Source organism: Lactobacillus sp. ESL0225 (assembly GCF_003692905.1).
Classification (GTDB): Bacteria; Bacillota; Bacilli; order Lactobacillales; family Lactobacillaceae; genus Lactobacillus; species Lactobacillus bombicola.
Map to the genome: position 1 here is coordinate 46,877 of NZ_REHK01000008.1, position 15,014 is coordinate 61,890.

Below are 15,014 nucleotides of genomic sequence, written 5' to 3' on the forward strand. Positions count from 1 at the left end.
ACATATCCCCTTTATATAATGTGTTCAGGCTCGTTATCAATATATATATTTAAACCATATTTTTTTATTTTTTGTGCAGAATCTTGAATTTGATGTAACAACTGATTTAAATTAGCCTCTTTTTTATATTTTACCAGTATTTGATAATAATACTGATTTTTTAGACGTGAAACTGCACTGGGCGCAGGTCCTAAAATAATAGTAGTGCGTTGCAGACGTTGTTGCAACCAATTTTTTATTTTAAATGCTTCTCTAGCAACATTTTGTTCATTCTTAGCAGCTATAGAAATTAATACTGTATAAAAGTAGGGTGAATAATTTCCTGCATGTCGCATACGCATTTCATACGCATAAAAACGTTCATAATCTTGAGTCTGAGCAAATTTTATTGCATAGTGATCAGGATTAAAAGTTTGAATAATAACTTCGCCCTTTTTCTCTGCCCGACCTGCCCGACCTGCAACTTGTGTCAACAATTCAAACGTCCGTTCAGACGCATTATAGTCAGGTAACCAAAGTCCTGTATCAGCATTAATGACACCCACTAAAGTGACATTGGGAAAATCTAGTCCCTTGGCAATCATTTGTGTACCCAATAAAATATCAGCTTCATGATGACCAAATGAATCAAGAATTTTTTTAAATGCACCTTTACGTCTAGTTGTATCAACATCCATGCGCAACATTCGAGCAGCAGGTAAAAGCGTTTCTAACTCCTGCATAACTTTTTGCGTTCCTGTACCTAAAAAACGAATCTTTAAACTCTGACAATTAAGACATTTTTGCGGAATTGCGGTTGCATAGCCACAATAATGACACTGCATTTTCGCGGTATCCTTGTGCATAGTTAGAGAAAGATCACAGTTAGGACATTTCATAACATAACCGCAATCTCTACAGAGCATAAAACTTGAATAACCTCGACGATTAAGCAATAAAATAACTTGTTCTTTTTTAGCGATTCTAGTTTTTATTGCCTCAAGCAATTGAGCGGATAAATCTAGTTGATCTCCAATAAAGTTAGTTTGCTTCAAATCAATAATCTTAACTTTAGGTAAGCTCTTTTTGTTAGCCCTTTCTGGTAATTTTAAAAGCTGATAAACTCCCTTTTGAGCACGTGCTCGACTAACTAATGAAGGAGTTGCACTACCCAATATCAGAGGACAAGAATTATAATTACTGCGCCAAATAGCAACATCTCGTGCATGGTAACGCGGAGTATCTTCTTGCTTATATGAAGACTCGTGTTCTTCGTCAATAACAATCAACCCAATATTTTTTAATGGTGCAAAAATGGCACTGCGTGCTCCGACAACCACGTGCACCTCACCGCGGCGAATCCTACGCCATTCATCATAAAGTTCACCTTCTGACAATCCACTATGTAAGACAGCAATTTGCTGTCCAAAGCGTTGCTTTACCTGGGCTACCATCTGTGGCGTTAGTGAAATTTCCGGAACTAACATCAGCGCATTTTTGTCATTTGTTAACGCTTGGCTAATTGCATTTAAATATACTTCAGTTTTCCCACTACCAGTTACACCTTCTAATAAAAAGGTTTGTGCAGTTTGATTATCAATTGCACGGTTTATTTTGGCCAGCGCCTCATCTTGTGCTGGAGTCAGTTTGATACTTTGCTGTGATTTTGAAGTGGTAACATCAATTAGCGGATCACGGTATACCTCAGTAAGTTCTTTTTTTAACCACCCTTTTTTTACAGCAGAAGTCAAAGTAGCTATTTTAACTCCAGAATTCTGTTCTAAATCTACTTGCCTTTGTGGAAATTTGGTGAAATTTTTAATAATATATATTAAAAGCTGCTTTTGCTTTTGGGCATTTTGCCTAAGCGTTTCATAAATTTTGATATATTCATTTTTACTTAGTAAAAGTGAATAGTTATTCTGCATTTTAACTTGGGCGCGATTTTCGACTAAATACTCAATTTTGGCATCATGATGTCGCAGTAATTTATGGATAAAAGAAACTTCCTTAGCATCATCTACTTTAGTTAAATCAATTAATCCCCTTTTAAAAAGCGGCATTCTTTTAGCTTTATCTGAAATTGGCGTTAAGATTTTACGATAATTTGCTCGCATCACCCGAGGGAGCATTGCTTTTAAAATAGAAATTCGATAAGAAAAATTTTCATTTGCTAGTGTTTTAGATAAATCAACTAATTCAGTAGTTAGTGGTGGTTGTTCATCTACTACTAAAAGAAGGTCCTTAAGTTTCCCTTGAAACTTGCTTGTCTGACTTAACCCAACGACAAATCCTTGCAATTTGCGTGAACCAAAAGGGACGAATACTCGAGAACCTACTGCAACTTCTTTGAGCTCATTAGGAATATGATATTCAAAAATACGATCTGTCTGTTTAGCTGCTATGTCAACGATTATTTGCGCAATCATTATAACAATCACCTTCAAAAATGGCCTCCATCTCTTTATAGATGGAGGCCATAAAATTTTTAACTAACTATTAGTTAACCTTGTGATTTAGAATCAACGGTAACCTTACCAGCTTCAATCTCTTCAAGGGCTCTACCAACGGGTTTTAATGCTTTGTAATTTTTAAGCGCTTCTGGTTCACCCGCTTCTAATTCATGTGCTCGCTTGGCAGCTAGCACAGATAATGAATAGCGTGAATCTACACGATCTAATAATTTATCGATTGATGGATATGTAACTCTCATCTTAATCCTCCCTGACCATTTTACGATATGTGTCAATAACTCGCTTTACACTAACATGCTCAGCATCAACAATTGCCTTAATATGATCTACAGCGTTGGCAACTGTATCATTAACAACGGCATAATCATAATCTTGCATGACTAATATTTCTTGACGTGCTTGATTAATTCGTCCTAGAATCACATCTTCTGACTCAGTGCCACGATTTTCCAGGCGTAAATGCAATGTATGTAAATCTGGCGGCGTCAAAAAGATAAATACACCATCGGGCATTTTTTCTCTAACAGTTTTTGCGCCATTGACATCAATTTCAAGTAAAACATCTTTACCTTCATCTAACATCTTTTTAACTGGCGCAAATGGTGTTCCGTAATAATTATTTACATATTTATTATATTCTAAAAGTTCACCCTGCTTAATAGCTTCCCCAAACTTCTCTTCGCTAACAAAATAATAATCTTGCCCGTCAACTTCACCTGGTCTCGGCTTTCTAGTTGTCATCGAAACTGAATATTCAAACGGAAAAACTTTATTTTCAACGATTGCACTTTTAACGGTTCCTTTTCCAACTCCAGAAGGTCCCGAAAGGACAAGTAACAAACCTTTTTCTGTCATGCCATACTCCCCTATAAAAAGCTATTATATCTAGTTTGCACTAAAAGAAGGATATTTTCAAGTTAAGATGTTTTTTAATTTTATGAATTAAAGACTTGTTTTTTTAAACAAATGTTCTTATAATAAATATATCAAACAAATGTTCGCATAGATGATGAGAGGAGCAAAAATGAAGAATTCACTAAAAAAAATTTATCATTACTTATTTGATTACGATAATAACAAGCCCGATGGTACGAATCAGTATAGCAGTGAGATTTTAACTTTACTTACAATGGCCATGCATAATCAAAAATATGTATTAGTGACTTTTCAAGATGGACAAAGTGAAATCGGACAAGTAAACCAGCAACTTTCAGCTCAAAAATTTATTTTGCGTTCAACTAATCAAAAACTCTTACACATTGTTGACATTAATTACCTTCTAAGAGTTGATCTGGCCTAAATAATTCTTTAACTAAAAATACGGATTGATGTCCGTATTTTTAGTTAATTCTATTTTTTCAAATAAACATTTTCACTTTTTATTTCAAATCCTGCCGCTAAATATGCCTTGATGGCGGGAATATTATTAACATCTACATCAAGTACAAATTCTTTTACGCCTTTTTTTCTCAAGTGGTACATCATTTCTTTAATAAAAAATGTACCAAAACCTCGATTGCAATACTTGTGCGCAATAAATAAGCCAAAAAAATAAGCATACTTACTAATATCAGCTGCACAATAACCTATAATTTGATTATGATACAGTAAAACAAAACTAAATTGATTTAGATTTCGTAATCCCTGAGTAAGGTAATTAAGTGACATTGTTAAATCATTTTCAAAGGCTGCACTGTGCAATACTGCAGTTTCTTTAACTTTATCCTTTGTTAACAAACATAGGCTTAAATCTTGCTTTAATCGACTATCACTTGCATTAGCAAGCGGATTTTGGGTCCGCATATTATATTCTTCATCCACTATTTTTAATTTTGTTTTACCTAAAAATTGGGGATGCTCATCTAAAAATCTTTGCTCAGATGCATAATTAAAATTACTGTAGCCGTATTTATTCAAAATTATTTTAGCCCGGTTAATCAAAGCCGTAGCTATTTTTCTTTGTCGAAATTTTGGCAAAACATATATATATAAATCAATTTCTTCATCCGGTTTATCATCTGCATAAATCATCAGAAAGCCTACCAGCAAATCGTTTTGATAGGTCAAAATAAAAGCAGGCATGTCTGAAAAATAATTGTATTCGTTACTTAAATACGGATCTGAATATGTATGATCATGAGTATGAATTTCATTCATTAATGTTTTAACCTGTTTAATTTCTTCATTCGCTAAAACTTTTTTCGCAATAATTTCCATAATTAATTCCGCTCTTTAAAACTTTTCAGCAAATCTTTTGCATTTTGCTTGGCAGCCTGAGTTACATTACTCCCAGCCATCATTTCAGCGATTGCAGTTACTGTTTCCTCTTGAGTAAGTGGCCCAATTTGGGTATAAGTTGCCCCGTCTTTTACTTCTTTGGCCACTAAGTATTTTTGATCACTGGCCGCTGCCACCTGAGGAGAATGAGTTATTGCAATAACCTGTTTATTTTTCCCAATTGAGTGTAATTTTTTCCCAATTGCGGCTGATACTCGGCCTGAAACTCCCGTATCGACTTCATCAAAAATCATGGTTCCGACTGGCTCTACCTGACTAAAAATTGATTTTAGCGCTAAAATCAAACGTGACTGTTCACCCCCAGAAACAATTTTAACTAATGGCATTAATTCTTCACCTGGATTAGGCGAGATTAAAAACACAACTGCATCAGTTCCTGTACTAGTGAATGTTTTAGTGGTTTTCAAGTCTATTACAAATCTAGCCTTGGCCATATAAAGATCTGCCAATTCGTGTTTAATCTTTTCTTCAAGTACATTTACAACTTTTTCTCTTAATTGATGTAATTCAGTAGCTTCTTTGGTTAATTTACGTTCAATCTCTATTACCTGTTGTTCTAGGTGATTTTCATCTAAACCACCTGTTTCAAATTGATTTAGTTCTTTTTGCACTTTTTTATAAAAAGCAAACACATTAGTCAAACTAGGACCATATTTTTTCTTTAGCGAATTTAGTAAGTCTATCCGGTTAGATACATATTGATATCTTTCTGCGTCAAAATCTAGTCCATCAAGAACATTGGAAAGCTCACTCCTTGCATCACTTAAAGCAAAAACTCCATCATCAATAGTTTTAGCAATATCTTTAAATTTAGCCCCGTATTCAGTTAATTCTTGCGCTGCATTCTGAGCATTTCCTAATAATTCTTCAATTCCATGTTCGTCATCATCAAATAATTGGATTAAATAATTGGCAGTATCAACTATTTTCTGATAATTATTCAGTTCATTATATTCTTCTTCTAATTGCTCGTCTTCATTTGGATCAGTTAAGTTTGCGGCCCTTAACTCCTCATTTTGAAAAGATAATATATCTTGCTTTTGTGCCAATTCTTGAGCATCATTACGTAAATGATTTAAGCGCGTAGTCAATTTTTGCCATGTTTTAAAATCAATTTGGTATTGAGCTAATTTTTCTTTAAAATCTGCGGAAGCATAATCATCCACTAAATCTATTTGGCGGTCTTGATTCATTAAAATTTGTTGATCATTTTGACCATGAATATCTACTAAATAATTGCCTAATTCACGTAAAACGTTAATTGTAGTCAATTGCCCATTTATCCGAACAACATTGCGCCCTTTAACAGCCAATTCACGACTAATAATTAGTTGTCCTTCTGAATCTGGCAACCCGTACTTATCACAGATTTGCGCAATTTGCCTAGATTGACCAACTTCAAATAGCCCCGTAATCACTGCCTTAGTTTCGCCACTACGCACCATCTCTTTTTGACTACGACCACCCATTAGTAGTGAAACTGCATCAATAATAATCGATTTTCCAGCACCCGTTTCACCAATTAAAGCTGTCATATTTTCTTGAAAGCGAACCTTTAAAGCCTTAATAATGGCAAAGTTTTTAATATCCAGTTCAACTAACATGCTTTTTCTCCTAAAGTCCTTTTACTGCTCGTTCAACAATCTCTGCGGGCGTATTTGGCCAAATTAATTTACCGCCATCTCTTTCATTTTTTTGTAAATGAATTAAAAACTCTATGTTTCCCTTTCCCCCTTTAATCGGTGAATAGTCAACTGCTAACACATTAAAGCCAATTGCTAAAGCTTGCTCAATCGTATGCTTTATTACCGCACAATGAACGTGATGATCATTTACTATACCATGCTTACCAACGTTTTCTGGACCAGCTTCAAATTGTGGCTTAATTAAGCAAACTGCCTCACACTGATCTTTTAAAATTTGATACATAGGTGGCATAATTAAATCAAGAGATATAAAAGATACATCGGTCATAGCAAAGTCAGGCAAACCCTTAGTAAAGTCTTCTGGTTTACTATAGCGAAAATTTTGTTTTTCCATAACTTCTACACGCAAGTCATCACGTAATTGCCAGGCTAACTGGTTATAACCAACATCAAGAGCATAGACTAATTTCGCCCTATTTTGTAATGCCACATCAGTAAAGCCGCCAGTTGAAGCACCAATATCTAGACAAATCTTATCGGTCAAATCAATATTGAAAACTTTTAAAGCTTTTTCTAACTTTAAACCACCGCGTGAGACATATTTTTTTCCTGAATCTTTAATAAAAAATTGCTCATCACTGGGAAAACTTGTACCACTTTTATCAATTCGTTGATGATTATGATCGCAAACCAGTCCGGCCATAATTGCACGTTGTGCTTGCGTTCGTGAATTAAATAATCCTTGTTTAGCTAGTAAAATATCTGCTCTTTCTTTTGTCATTTATAGTACCTTTTGATACAAATCAAGAAATCCTACTAAAACTGAATCATCGAAATTTGCTAAATTAGACTTTGCCCGTTTAATTAGTTCTTTCAATTCTTGACGACTTTTTTCAGCTCCAAGTAAAGTTAAAGTATTATTTTTACCACTTGCTTGGTCTTTATGAGTTGCTTTCCCAGCTTCTTGGGTTGTCTCAACAATATCAACTAAATCATCATAAATTTGATATGCACGACCAAAATCTTTGGCAAAAGCAACAAGTTGTTTACTACTTTGACTACTTGCCTTACCATGAATTGTTGCCATTTCAACACTTGCTTGTATTAGGCAACCTGTCTTTTGCCACTCCATTTTATCAATGAAATTAGCATCATTAGCAACACTTTTGTTATTTGTTGAATCAATGTCTAGATATTGGCCACCAACCATGCCATTTGCACCAATTGCAGCGGTAATAATTTTAACCAACTTTGGCTCATTACTGCCTTCAACAATCCACTGAATCCCCATCGGAAGTAATGCATCTCCAGCCAAAATAGCTTCAGCTTCGCCCCATCTTTTATGACTAGTTAGTTCTCCTCTACGGTAGTCATCATTATCCATTGCCGGCAAATCATCATGAATTAGCGAGTATGTATGGATTAGTTCTATTCCACAAGCAATTCTAACTTCTTTTTCAGAAATCTCTTTATTCAATGACGAATAAGTTGCTAAAAACAATAAGGGTCGTAATCTTTTACCTCCTGCCATTACTGAGTAAGCCATAATCTCGCTTAATTTTGCATTGTTTACTTCTAATTTTAAGTGACTAGCTAAATAATTATCAATTATTGGTGTCCATTTTATTTTAAAATCATTAAAAGTCATTTTTTTATTCTTCCGGTGCAGCACTACTATTAGGATCAATTTTATGTTCTGAACCGTCGCTTTCAATTAGCTTAGCGACAGTTTGCTCGGCAGCGGTCAGTTTTTGATTTAAATCTCGACTTAACTTAACACCGGTTTGAAACTCATTTAAAGCATCCTCTAGGGCCACATTACCATTTTCCAAATTAGCTACAATTTGCTGTAATTTAGCTAATTCTTCTTCAAAATTATTTTTCTTCGTTACCATTCTTAATTCTCCTTGTATATTTTATAACTGCTACTGCTTTACCGTCTTTGAAATTAAGGTTGACTTTATTATTTGGCTTAAGCTGCGTAACTGAACTGATTGTCTGCTTTTGCTCATTAACTACATAAACATAACCGCGATCAAGAGTTTTAAGTGGGCTATAATCATCTAATTGTTGCCCAATTTTAGCTAAACCATGTCTTTTTTCCTGTAAAATATTTTTTACATTAGTATCCAATTTTTGTCGATAAAAACTAGCCCTTTCTTCGTATTGTTTTACTCTATCTTTAGGGCTCTTAGCTAATAATTGTTGCCTTGTTAATTGATACTTTTGTTGCGCAAGCTCTAAGAGTCGCACCATGTTCCGCCTAAGTTGCTCTTTTAAGAAATCCAAAGTCTGAGCTTGTTCATCATAAAGTCGTGTGGGTTCACGCATAATAACCGAATTATCAATCCGCTTTAAAGCTTCTCGGCGGGCATGAATAATATTTTGCATACTGGCAAGCATACTACTTTGGAGTTGATGAATATTAGCTAATTCATTGGTCAAATTAGGAGTGGCATATTCTGCCGCCGCTGTTGGTGTTGCCGCCCGAACATCAGCTACTAAATCACATAATGTAGTATCAGTTTCATGACCTACAGAAGAAATTACTGGCACTGGCATCTCATATATTTGCCGAACAACTCGTTCTTCATTAAACGGCCATAAATCTTCAAGTGAGCCCCCACCACGACCAATAATCATTACATCATATTTATCTTTAATAGCCATTATTTGTTTCATTGCATTAACTAATGAGTCAGCCGCTTGATCTCCTTGAACTTGGGCTGGAAATAAGTCAACTTGTGCATGCGGAAAGCGGCGATTAACCGTAACCAATATATCATGAATTACAGCTCCAGATGCACTAGTAACAACCGCTATTCGATCAGGAAAATGTGGTAAAGGTTGCTTGTGTTCTTGGTTAAATAATCCCTCTTGCGCTAATTTATGTTGAAGCTGTTGCAATTGCTCATATAAGGCACCTAAGCCTGCCGGTTCCATTGTTTCGGCATAAAATTGATAAGTTCCCTGTGGTCCATAAACGCTAACATAGCCAGTAATATAAACTTTCATCCCCTCTTCAGGCTTAAAGTTAACTTTGTCAAAATAGGTCCGAAACATGACAACATTTAGTTTAGACTTCTCATCTTTTAATGAAAAGTATTGGTGTGAATTACGTCGATACCGAAAATTAGATAGTTCACCTTGTAAAAAAACTTTATGTAAATACGGATCATTTTTAAATTTTTGCGTAATATAATAATTTAAATCAGTTACGGAAAGATACTTATCATCTGCCATTTTTTCTCCTTGCTAATTTCACTACTTGTTCCATTAGTGATTCAACTGTAAGTGGACCAATCCCACCAGGTACAGGGGTAATATAACTAACTTTAGGTGCTACATTTTGGAAATCAACGTCACCAACTATCTGATTGCCAATACGATTAATCCCTACATCAATCACTATTGCATTGTCCTTAACCATTTTTTCCGTTATTAGTCCCAGTTGTCCAGCTGCAGACACCAATATATCAGCTTCTTTAGTGTATTTAGCGAGATTATTAGTTTTCGTATGCAAAACAGAAACTGTCGCATCTTGCTCTAGCATCAATGCTGCTAGTGGTTTGCCAACAATGCTACTACGCCCAATGATTACTACATGCTTACCACTAGGGTCAATCTGATAGTGCTTTAATAAAGCCAAAATACCATGAGCAGTTGCTGGTTCAACAAAATGATTACCTTGCCACAAACGGCCCACATTACTTGGTGTTAAACAATCTACATCCTTTTCCGGATCAATTAAAGAGAGAGCTTCATTTAAGTTAATCTGGCTTGGAACTGGCAACTGAATCATAATTCCATTAACCTGACTTTCAGAGTTTAATCTAGCAATCAAGCTCAATAGCTCGGCTTGACTAGTAGCAGAATCTAATTGAAAAATTTTTTGTTTAATTCCAATTTTAGTAGCTAGCTTTTTTTTACTTTTAAGATAAATTTTACTGCTAATATCATCACCAATATTAATTACGGTAAAAAAAGGTTGAACACCTTGCTTTTTTAATTCATCTACTTGCTTTTTAAGTTTAGTTGCCCGAATATTTGCTAGCTTTTGCCCATCTAAAAGTTGTGCCATCCATAATTCCTTTTCTACTAAAAATAGCCGGCTATTCAGCCGACTACTAGTTATTTTTTAATAAAATTCGCCAAAATACCATTAATAAAAGGCTTATTTTTGGGATCGGCAAATTCATCACATAAGTTTAAAGCCTCATTAATTGCTGCCCTAGGCTCTATGTCCATACTGTACTTAATCTCATATAAAGCAACTTCTAAAATAGCAAGTAAAATCTGACTAATTCGATCGATTCGCCAGTTTTCTTTTAAACAACTGGCAAGATTAGCTTTAATTTCCTCCCGCTTTTCAATCACGCCTTCAATAATATTTTTTGAATAAGCAGAAAGTTCCTTTAGATTAAGTGTAGCAACCGTTTTAGCTTCAACTTCAGAAGCAGTATACGTTGGTTCTTGGTTTGCCAAATACACTGCTTGCATTGCTACTCTACGACTCTGGTGTTGATTCATTTTTACTCTTTTCATCAATGTCAGAAAATAGCTGAGAGGTTCCCCTATTATCCTGCTGCTCTTCTGGGTCATCCGGAAATACTAAGCCCGTCACGTGAACATTAATTTCTTTCAAAACCAAGTCAGTCATTTGTAGGACTTGCTGTCTTAAAGATTTTTGCAAATCCATTGCAACTTTAGGCACATAACTGCCAGCTTCAAAACTTACATAAACATCGGCAATCAAATTGTGATCATCGTCAAGCTTGATTGCAATTCCTTTGCCTCGATTTTCTCGTCCCAAAACGCGATTGATTCCAGATTTAACATTACCGTGCATTGCGGCAACTCCGTCAACTTTTTCGGCAGCAATGCCCATGATAACTTCAAGAACACTAGAATCTATTTCGATTTCTTCACCGTTATTTTTATCATCTAAGACAATCTTTGAACTATCTGCCATTTTATTTACCTCAAAAAACTACTTATTTGCACGAGATACGTAAGTACCATCTACAGTATTAATTATTAATGCATCGCCTTCATTAATAAAGAAAGGTACGTTAACTACTAGCCCAGTTTCCATAGTTGCAGGTTTACCACCACCAGAGGAAGTATCACCTTTAATATTTGGCTCAGTCTTAGCAACTATCAATTCAACTGTGTTTGGCAATTGGATTCCTAGAGTTTTACCTTCATGCATAATTACGCTAACATCCATATTTTCCTTCAGATACTTAGCTTCTTCTTCAACTTGTGAATTAGGAATAGCTAATTGATCATAGGTTGTCGTATCCATGAAAACATAGTTTGATCCATCATTGTATAAATATTGCATTGCTTTCGTTTGAATTTCTGCTGTGTCAACCTTAGCAGTAGAACGAAATGTATATTCTTGTACTGCACCAGTATTCAGACTCTTTAACTTTGATCTAACAAATGCACTACCCTTACCAGGCTTAACATGTTGAAACTCAACAATGCGCCATAAATCATTGTTATACTTAATGGTTAAACCATTTTTAAACTCATTAACTGAAATCATTGTCATATTAACTACCTCATCTCCATAATAATATCTTACCAATTCAGACATGATTTTACTATAAATAATATTTAAAAATATTATCTTTTATAAAGAAATTAACTCAGCTTTAGGCAAGGTTGATAGTGTTTCCGGACTTTGTCCATGAATTAAAATATCGTCCTCAATCCTTACGCCACCTTTTTGAGGTAAATAAATTCCTGGTTCAACCGTATGAACCATATTATTAACCAGTTCTTGCTTACCAAACGGTAAGGCCGGCTGACATAATTCATGAATTTCTAGTCCTATGCCGTGACCAATACCATGACCAAAGTATTGACCATATCCTTGTTCATTAATATAATCGCGCGCTGCTCGATCAACATCATTTCCATGATTACCGACAATAGCTGCTGCAATACCACGACGTTGTGCCTCATAAACAATGTTATAAATTTTACTTAATTCAGTATCAACTTTCCCTACAGCCATAGTGCGTGTAATATCAGCTGCATAGCCATGATAAAAGGCGCCAAAGTCAACTACTACCAAGTCACCTTCTTCAATTGCTTTATCACTTGCTACACCATGAGCCCAGGCTGATCGAACACCCGATGCAATAATCGTAGCAAAACTGGGGCCATCGCCACCATTTAACTTAAAAAGATAGTCAAGCTTAGCACCAATATTACGTTCAATTTCACCAGGTTTAATCATCGGTAAAATTTCATTAAAACTACTCATTGAGATATTAATTGCTTGACGCAAAGTGGCAATTTCTAAATCATCTTTAACATTGCGCACACGCTCAACTAATTCTTCTACAATTTGAAACTCAATTTGTGGATTTAACTTTTGCAAATTGGCAAATTCTACTGCAGAAACAAATTCACCTTCCACTAAGACCTTATGTAAATTGGCATGTTGCAACTGCCGACTAATTTCTTCATCCTGATTACCACGTTTCATGACAACTGACATTTCACCTGGTGCCTCAGCTTTAATTTGGTTATCAAAGCGGGAATCAGACAATAAAATCCGATCACCCTGATTAGTTACTATCAATTGCGCTTCTTCACCAGTAAAATTAGTTAAATAACGATAATTAGCTTGATTAAAAATCAAAAAGCCATCCGCACCTTGATCTGTAATCAACTTACCTACTTGGGCAATCCGCTTATTTAGAAGTGTTAATAAGTCATTTGTTTCATTCATTTCAGTATCTCCAAATTCGACCATAAAATTAGTACTAATTAGCACCAGCGTTAATTAATCAGTTCCAACTAAAAATATTATCTATAGTAAAGTCATAAATATAAAAAAGACGAGAAGCACATGCTTTTCGTCTTCTTATTAAGAACTAAATTACTTAGCTTCTTCTTCGACAGGAATAACAGAAACTTGTTTTCTGTACTTGTCTTTACGCTCAAATTTAACTACACCATTTACTAATGCAAATAAAGTGTCGTCTCCACCTTGACCAACATTCTTGCCTGGGTGAATCTTAGTACCACGTTGACGATAAATAATCGTTCCTGCGTGAATAGTTTGACCATCAGCAGCCTTGGCACCTAAACGGCGACCAGCTGAATCACGACCATTGGCAGTTGAACCTCCACCCTTGTGGTGGGCAAATAATTTGAGATTTAAAATATTCATAATCACTTCACCTCTAGCTTAATTCAATCTTTTCAACTTCAACCTTAGTATAAGGTTGACGATGACCATATTTTGAATGTGAGTGCTTCTTTGGTTTGTATTTGAAAGTTACAACTTTCTTCTCTTTACCATGTTTTTCAACTTTGGCAACAACTTTGGCACCCTTAACTAATGGTGTACCAACTTTAACGTCTTTACCATCAGAAACAAGAATTACCTCATCAAAGGTAACTTCCTTACCTTCTTCAATGTCAAGTTTTTCTACGAAAATACTGTCGCCTTCAGCAACTTTATATTGCTTACCGCCAGTCTTAATAATTGCGTACATTACTGCCCTCCAAAAAATACTTAGACTCGCCAATAAGGGTGCTTTTATAAATAAAAGTCTTCTTACCCCTATTTGTGCGGTTGCAGATGTGAAGGTCTCCACAAATACAACTACTGTATGATACTACTATTGGTAAGAATTAGCAAGATTAAAACAAGTTAGCAATCATGTTTAATTAAAATTACATTTGCCATTTTCCACCATGAACTTTAGCAATATTTTCTGTCACTATAAAAGCCTCTGGGTCAATTTCACGTGCTTTTGCTACTAACTGACCGTATTCATTAGTATCAACGATAATTACCAATTGTTGCTTATCTTTATCACTATAACCACCAATAACATTATAGACAGTTAATCCGTCATAATCGCGTTGTAACATATTTTTGATTTGCTCCAATTGTTGATTACTCATAATGCGAACTTGAAACTTCTTATCAAACCCAGTCTCAGTATAGTGCATAGTTAAGGTCGTTATAATTTGTGAAAAAGCAGCGAGTAAAAAGGCCTCAGTACCGTCAACAAAAATATTCAAAAAAATAATTGACATATCAATTATCATTAAGGATATAGCTGGATCGATAAAAAAATATTTTTTAATAATTAGTGGCGGAATTGTAGTGCCACCTGATGAAGCATTTATGCGATAGAGCATCGAGACGCCAATTCCCATAAGCACACCACCATAGATTACTGCCAGCATATTATTGGAAGTTAGTTTTAAACTTGGGGTAATTTCCATTAAAATTGGTAAAAGCAGACTACCAATTGCCACTTTTTTTAATGTTTGTCGACCTAAAAAAATTGCCGCCATAATCAGCATTAATGAATTAATAATGAAAACTGTCAGTGAGCGATTGATTCCCCAAACTGCATCAACTAAGATTGCAATTCCAGTTGATCCTCCTGCCGCAACATTGATTGGCGCATAAAACAAATTAATTGCAACGGTAATTATTTCTAATCCTGACAAGAAGAAAAGCCAATACTGCCAAGTATGTCCATGTTTTTCTTTCCCCATCTCATCTTCCTTTCATAAAAAACTTTGGTCTATATTGTACTCAAGACTGACCTGTTTATTCAATAAATATGCA

General features: G+C 35.1%; 18 protein-coding genes and 1 other annotated feature. Of the genes, 1 reads left to right on the forward strand and 17 read right to left on the reverse strand.

What is annotated here, in order from left to right:
- Positions 1-11: 11 nt before the first annotated feature.
- The 3 genes from priA to gmk all read right to left on the reverse strand — a co-directional run bounded on the left by priA (position 12) and on the right by gmk (position 3,308).
- The gene (gene priA, locus F5ESL0225_RS05040; protein WP_122024786.1) at positions 12-2,408 is read right to left on the reverse strand and encodes a primosomal protein N'; all 2,397 of its coding nucleotides are present in this window, start codon (positions 2,406-2,408) and stop codon (positions 12-14) included.
- A 74-nt stretch (positions 2,409-2,482) separates the two neighbouring features.
- A complete protein-coding gene (gene rpoZ / locus F5ESL0225_RS05045) occupies positions 2,483-2,692 on the reverse strand; it encodes a DNA-directed RNA polymerase subunit omega (protein WP_118896282.1) in 210 nt (69 codons plus the stop codon).
- 1 nt (position 2,693) lies between these two features.
- On the reverse strand, positions 2,694-3,308 hold the full coding sequence (gmk, locus tag F5ESL0225_RS05050) for a guanylate kinase (RefSeq protein WP_090092757.1): 615 nt from the start codon (positions 3,306-3,308) through the stop codon (positions 2,694-2,696).
- Positions 3,309-3,477: 169 nt separating this feature from the next.
- Here gmk and F5ESL0225_RS05055 point away from each other — a divergent pair, with 169 nt between their 5' ends.
- The gene (locus tag F5ESL0225_RS05055) at positions 3,478-3,753 is read left to right on the forward strand and encodes a hypothetical protein (RefSeq protein ID WP_122021893.1); all 276 of its coding nucleotides are present in this window, start codon (positions 3,478-3,480) and stop codon (positions 3,751-3,753) included.
- Positions 3,754-3,803: 50 nt separating this feature from the next.
- Here the strand turns inward: F5ESL0225_RS05055 and F5ESL0225_RS05060 are convergent, their stop codons facing one another.
- From F5ESL0225_RS05060 to F5ESL0225_RS05125, 14 genes are all read right to left on the reverse strand, one after another.
- Positions 3,804-4,670, reverse strand: a complete 867-nt coding sequence (locus tag F5ESL0225_RS05060) for a GNAT family N-acetyltransferase (RefSeq protein ID WP_122048002.1) — start codon at positions 4,668-4,670, stop codon at positions 3,804-3,806.
- A gap of 2 nt (positions 4,671-4,672) precedes the next feature.
- The gene (recN, locus tag F5ESL0225_RS05065) at positions 4,673-6,355 is read right to left on the reverse strand and encodes a DNA repair protein RecN (RefSeq protein WP_122021895.1); all 1,683 of its coding nucleotides are present in this window, start codon (positions 6,353-6,355) and stop codon (positions 4,673-4,675) included.
- Positions 6,356-6,365: 10 nt separating this feature from the next.
- The gene (locus F5ESL0225_RS05070) at positions 6,366-7,178 is read right to left on the reverse strand and encodes a TlyA family RNA methyltransferase (protein ID WP_122021896.1); all 813 of its coding nucleotides are present in this window, start codon (positions 7,176-7,178) and stop codon (positions 6,366-6,368) included.
- Positions 7,179-8,045, reverse strand: a complete 867-nt coding sequence (locus tag F5ESL0225_RS05075; protein WP_122021897.1) for a polyprenyl synthetase family protein — start codon at positions 8,043-8,045, stop codon at positions 7,179-7,181. It abuts the gene before it with no gap.
- Positions 8,046-8,049: 4 nt separating this feature from the next.
- Positions 8,050-8,292 (reverse strand): exodeoxyribonuclease VII small subunit, encoded by a 243-nt coding sequence (locus F5ESL0225_RS05080; protein WP_122021898.1) that lies wholly within the window; start codon positions 8,290-8,292, stop codon positions 8,050-8,052.
- Positions 8,273-9,640, reverse strand: a complete 1,368-nt coding sequence (gene xseA, locus F5ESL0225_RS05085; RefSeq protein WP_122021899.1) for an exodeoxyribonuclease VII large subunit — start codon at positions 9,638-9,640, stop codon at positions 8,273-8,275. The genes F5ESL0225_RS05080 and xseA overlap by 20 nt, the downstream gene beginning before the upstream one ends.
- Complete coding sequence (locus F5ESL0225_RS05090) at positions 9,630-10,478, reverse strand: tetrahydrofolate dehydrogenase/cyclohydrolase catalytic domain-containing protein (RefSeq protein WP_122021900.1); 849 nt, start codon at positions 10,476-10,478, stop codon at positions 9,630-9,632. The genes xseA and F5ESL0225_RS05090 overlap by 11 nt, the downstream gene beginning before the upstream one ends.
- Before the next feature lie 50 nt (positions 10,479-10,528).
- Positions 10,529-10,927, reverse strand: coding sequence for a transcription antitermination factor NusB (gene nusB / locus F5ESL0225_RS05095; protein ID WP_122021901.1), 399 nt, complete (start codon positions 10,925-10,927; stop codon positions 10,529-10,531).
- A complete protein-coding gene (locus tag F5ESL0225_RS05100) occupies positions 10,905-11,369 on the reverse strand; it encodes an Asp23/Gls24 family envelope stress response protein (RefSeq protein WP_122024758.1) in 465 nt (154 codons plus the stop codon). Before F5ESL0225_RS05100 ends, nusB begins: the two co-directional genes overlap by 23 nt.
- A gap of 18 nt (positions 11,370-11,387) precedes the next feature.
- Positions 11,388-11,957, reverse strand: a complete 570-nt coding sequence (gene efp / locus F5ESL0225_RS05105; RefSeq protein WP_090092775.1) for an elongation factor P — start codon at positions 11,955-11,957, stop codon at positions 11,388-11,390.
- An 81-nt stretch (positions 11,958-12,038) separates the two neighbouring features.
- On the reverse strand, positions 12,039-13,148 hold the full coding sequence (locus tag F5ESL0225_RS05110) for a Xaa-Pro peptidase family protein (protein ID WP_122021903.1): 1,110 nt from the start codon (positions 13,146-13,148) through the stop codon (positions 12,039-12,041).
- A 150-nt stretch (positions 13,149-13,298) separates the two neighbouring features.
- The gene (gene rpmA / locus F5ESL0225_RS05115; RefSeq protein WP_046307181.1) at positions 13,299-13,592 is read right to left on the reverse strand and encodes a 50S ribosomal protein L27; all 294 of its coding nucleotides are present in this window, start codon (positions 13,590-13,592) and stop codon (positions 13,299-13,301) included.
- Between the two features lie 13 nt (positions 13,593-13,605).
- Positions 13,606-13,920 (reverse strand): 50S ribosomal protein L21, encoded by a 315-nt coding sequence (gene rplU, locus F5ESL0225_RS05120; RefSeq protein ID WP_090092778.1) that lies wholly within the window; start codon positions 13,918-13,920, stop codon positions 13,606-13,608.
- A gap of 12 nt (positions 13,921-13,932) precedes the next feature.
- Positions 13,933-14,012 (reverse strand) — a sequence feature (ribosomal protein L21 leader region).
- 89 nt (positions 14,013-14,101) lie between these two features.
- Positions 14,102-14,941 (reverse strand): YitT family protein, encoded by an 840-nt coding sequence (locus tag F5ESL0225_RS05125; RefSeq protein ID WP_090092780.1) that lies wholly within the window; start codon positions 14,939-14,941, stop codon positions 14,102-14,104.
- Between the last annotated feature and the right edge of the window lie 73 nt (positions 14,942-15,014).

What these genes read in the sequence shown, in the direction of transcription:
- rpmA (WP_046307181.1), bottom strand. Translation starts at nt 13,592, where the DNA reads ATGAATATTTTAAATCTCAAATTATTTGCCCACCACAAGGGTGGAGGT.
- F5ESL0225_RS05070 (WP_122021896.1), bottom strand. Translation starts at nt 7,178, where the DNA reads ATGACAAAAGAAAGAGCAGATATTTTACTAGCTAAACAAGGATTATTT.
- rplU (WP_090092778.1), bottom strand. Translation starts at nt 13,920, where the DNA reads ATGTACGCAATTATTAAGACTGGCGGTAAGCAATATAAAGTTGCTGAA.
- efp (WP_090092775.1), bottom strand. Translation starts at nt 11,957, where the DNA reads ATGACAATGATTTCAGTTAATGAGTTTAAAAATGGTTTAACCATTAAG.
- rpoZ (WP_118896282.1), bottom strand. Translation starts at nt 2,692, where the DNA reads ATGAGAGTTACATATCCATCAATCGATAAATTATTAGATCGTGTAGAT.
- F5ESL0225_RS05075 (WP_122021897.1), bottom strand. Translation starts at nt 8,045, where the DNA reads ATGACTTTTAATGATTTTAAAATAAAATGGACACCAATAATTGATAAT.
- F5ESL0225_RS05055 (WP_122021893.1), top strand. Translation starts at nt 3,478, where the DNA reads ATGAAGAATTCACTAAAAAAAATTTATCATTACTTATTTGATTACGAT.
- F5ESL0225_RS05060 (WP_122048002.1), bottom strand. Translation starts at nt 4,670, where the DNA reads ATGGAAATTATTGCGAAAAAAGTTTTAGCGAATGAAGAAATTAAACAG.
- F5ESL0225_RS05100 (WP_122024758.1), bottom strand. Translation starts at nt 11,369, where the DNA reads ATGGCAGATAGTTCAAAGATTGTCTTAGATGATAAAAATAACGGTGAA.
- gmk (WP_090092757.1), bottom strand. Translation starts at nt 3,308, where the DNA reads ATGACAGAAAAAGGTTTGTTACTTGTCCTTTCGGGACCTTCTGGAGTT.
- F5ESL0225_RS05080 (WP_122021898.1), bottom strand. Translation starts at nt 8,292, where the DNA reads ATGGTAACGAAGAAAAATAATTTTGAAGAAGAATTAGCTAAATTACAG.
- recN (WP_122021895.1), bottom strand. Translation starts at nt 6,355, where the DNA reads ATGTTAGTTGAACTGGATATTAAAAACTTTGCCATTATTAAGGCTTTA.
- F5ESL0225_RS05090 (WP_122021900.1), bottom strand. Translation starts at nt 10,478, where the DNA reads ATGGCACAACTTTTAGATGGGCAAAAGCTAGCAAATATTCGGGCAACT.
- nusB (WP_122021901.1), bottom strand. Translation starts at nt 10,927, where the DNA reads ATGAATCAACACCAGAGTCGTAGAGTAGCAATGCAAGCAGTGTATTTG.
- F5ESL0225_RS05125 (WP_090092780.1), bottom strand. Translation starts at nt 14,941, where the DNA reads ATGGGGAAAGAAAAACATGGACATACTTGGCAGTATTGGCTTTTCTTC.
- xseA (WP_122021899.1), bottom strand. Translation starts at nt 9,640, where the DNA reads ATGGCAGATGATAAGTATCTTTCCGTAACTGATTTAAATTATTATATT.
- priA (WP_122024786.1), bottom strand. Translation starts at nt 2,408, where the DNA reads ATGATTGCGCAAATAATCGTTGACATAGCAGCTAAACAGACAGATCGT.
- F5ESL0225_RS05110 (WP_122021903.1), bottom strand. Translation starts at nt 13,148, where the DNA reads ATGAATGAAACAAATGACTTATTAACACTTCTAAATAAGCGGATTGCC.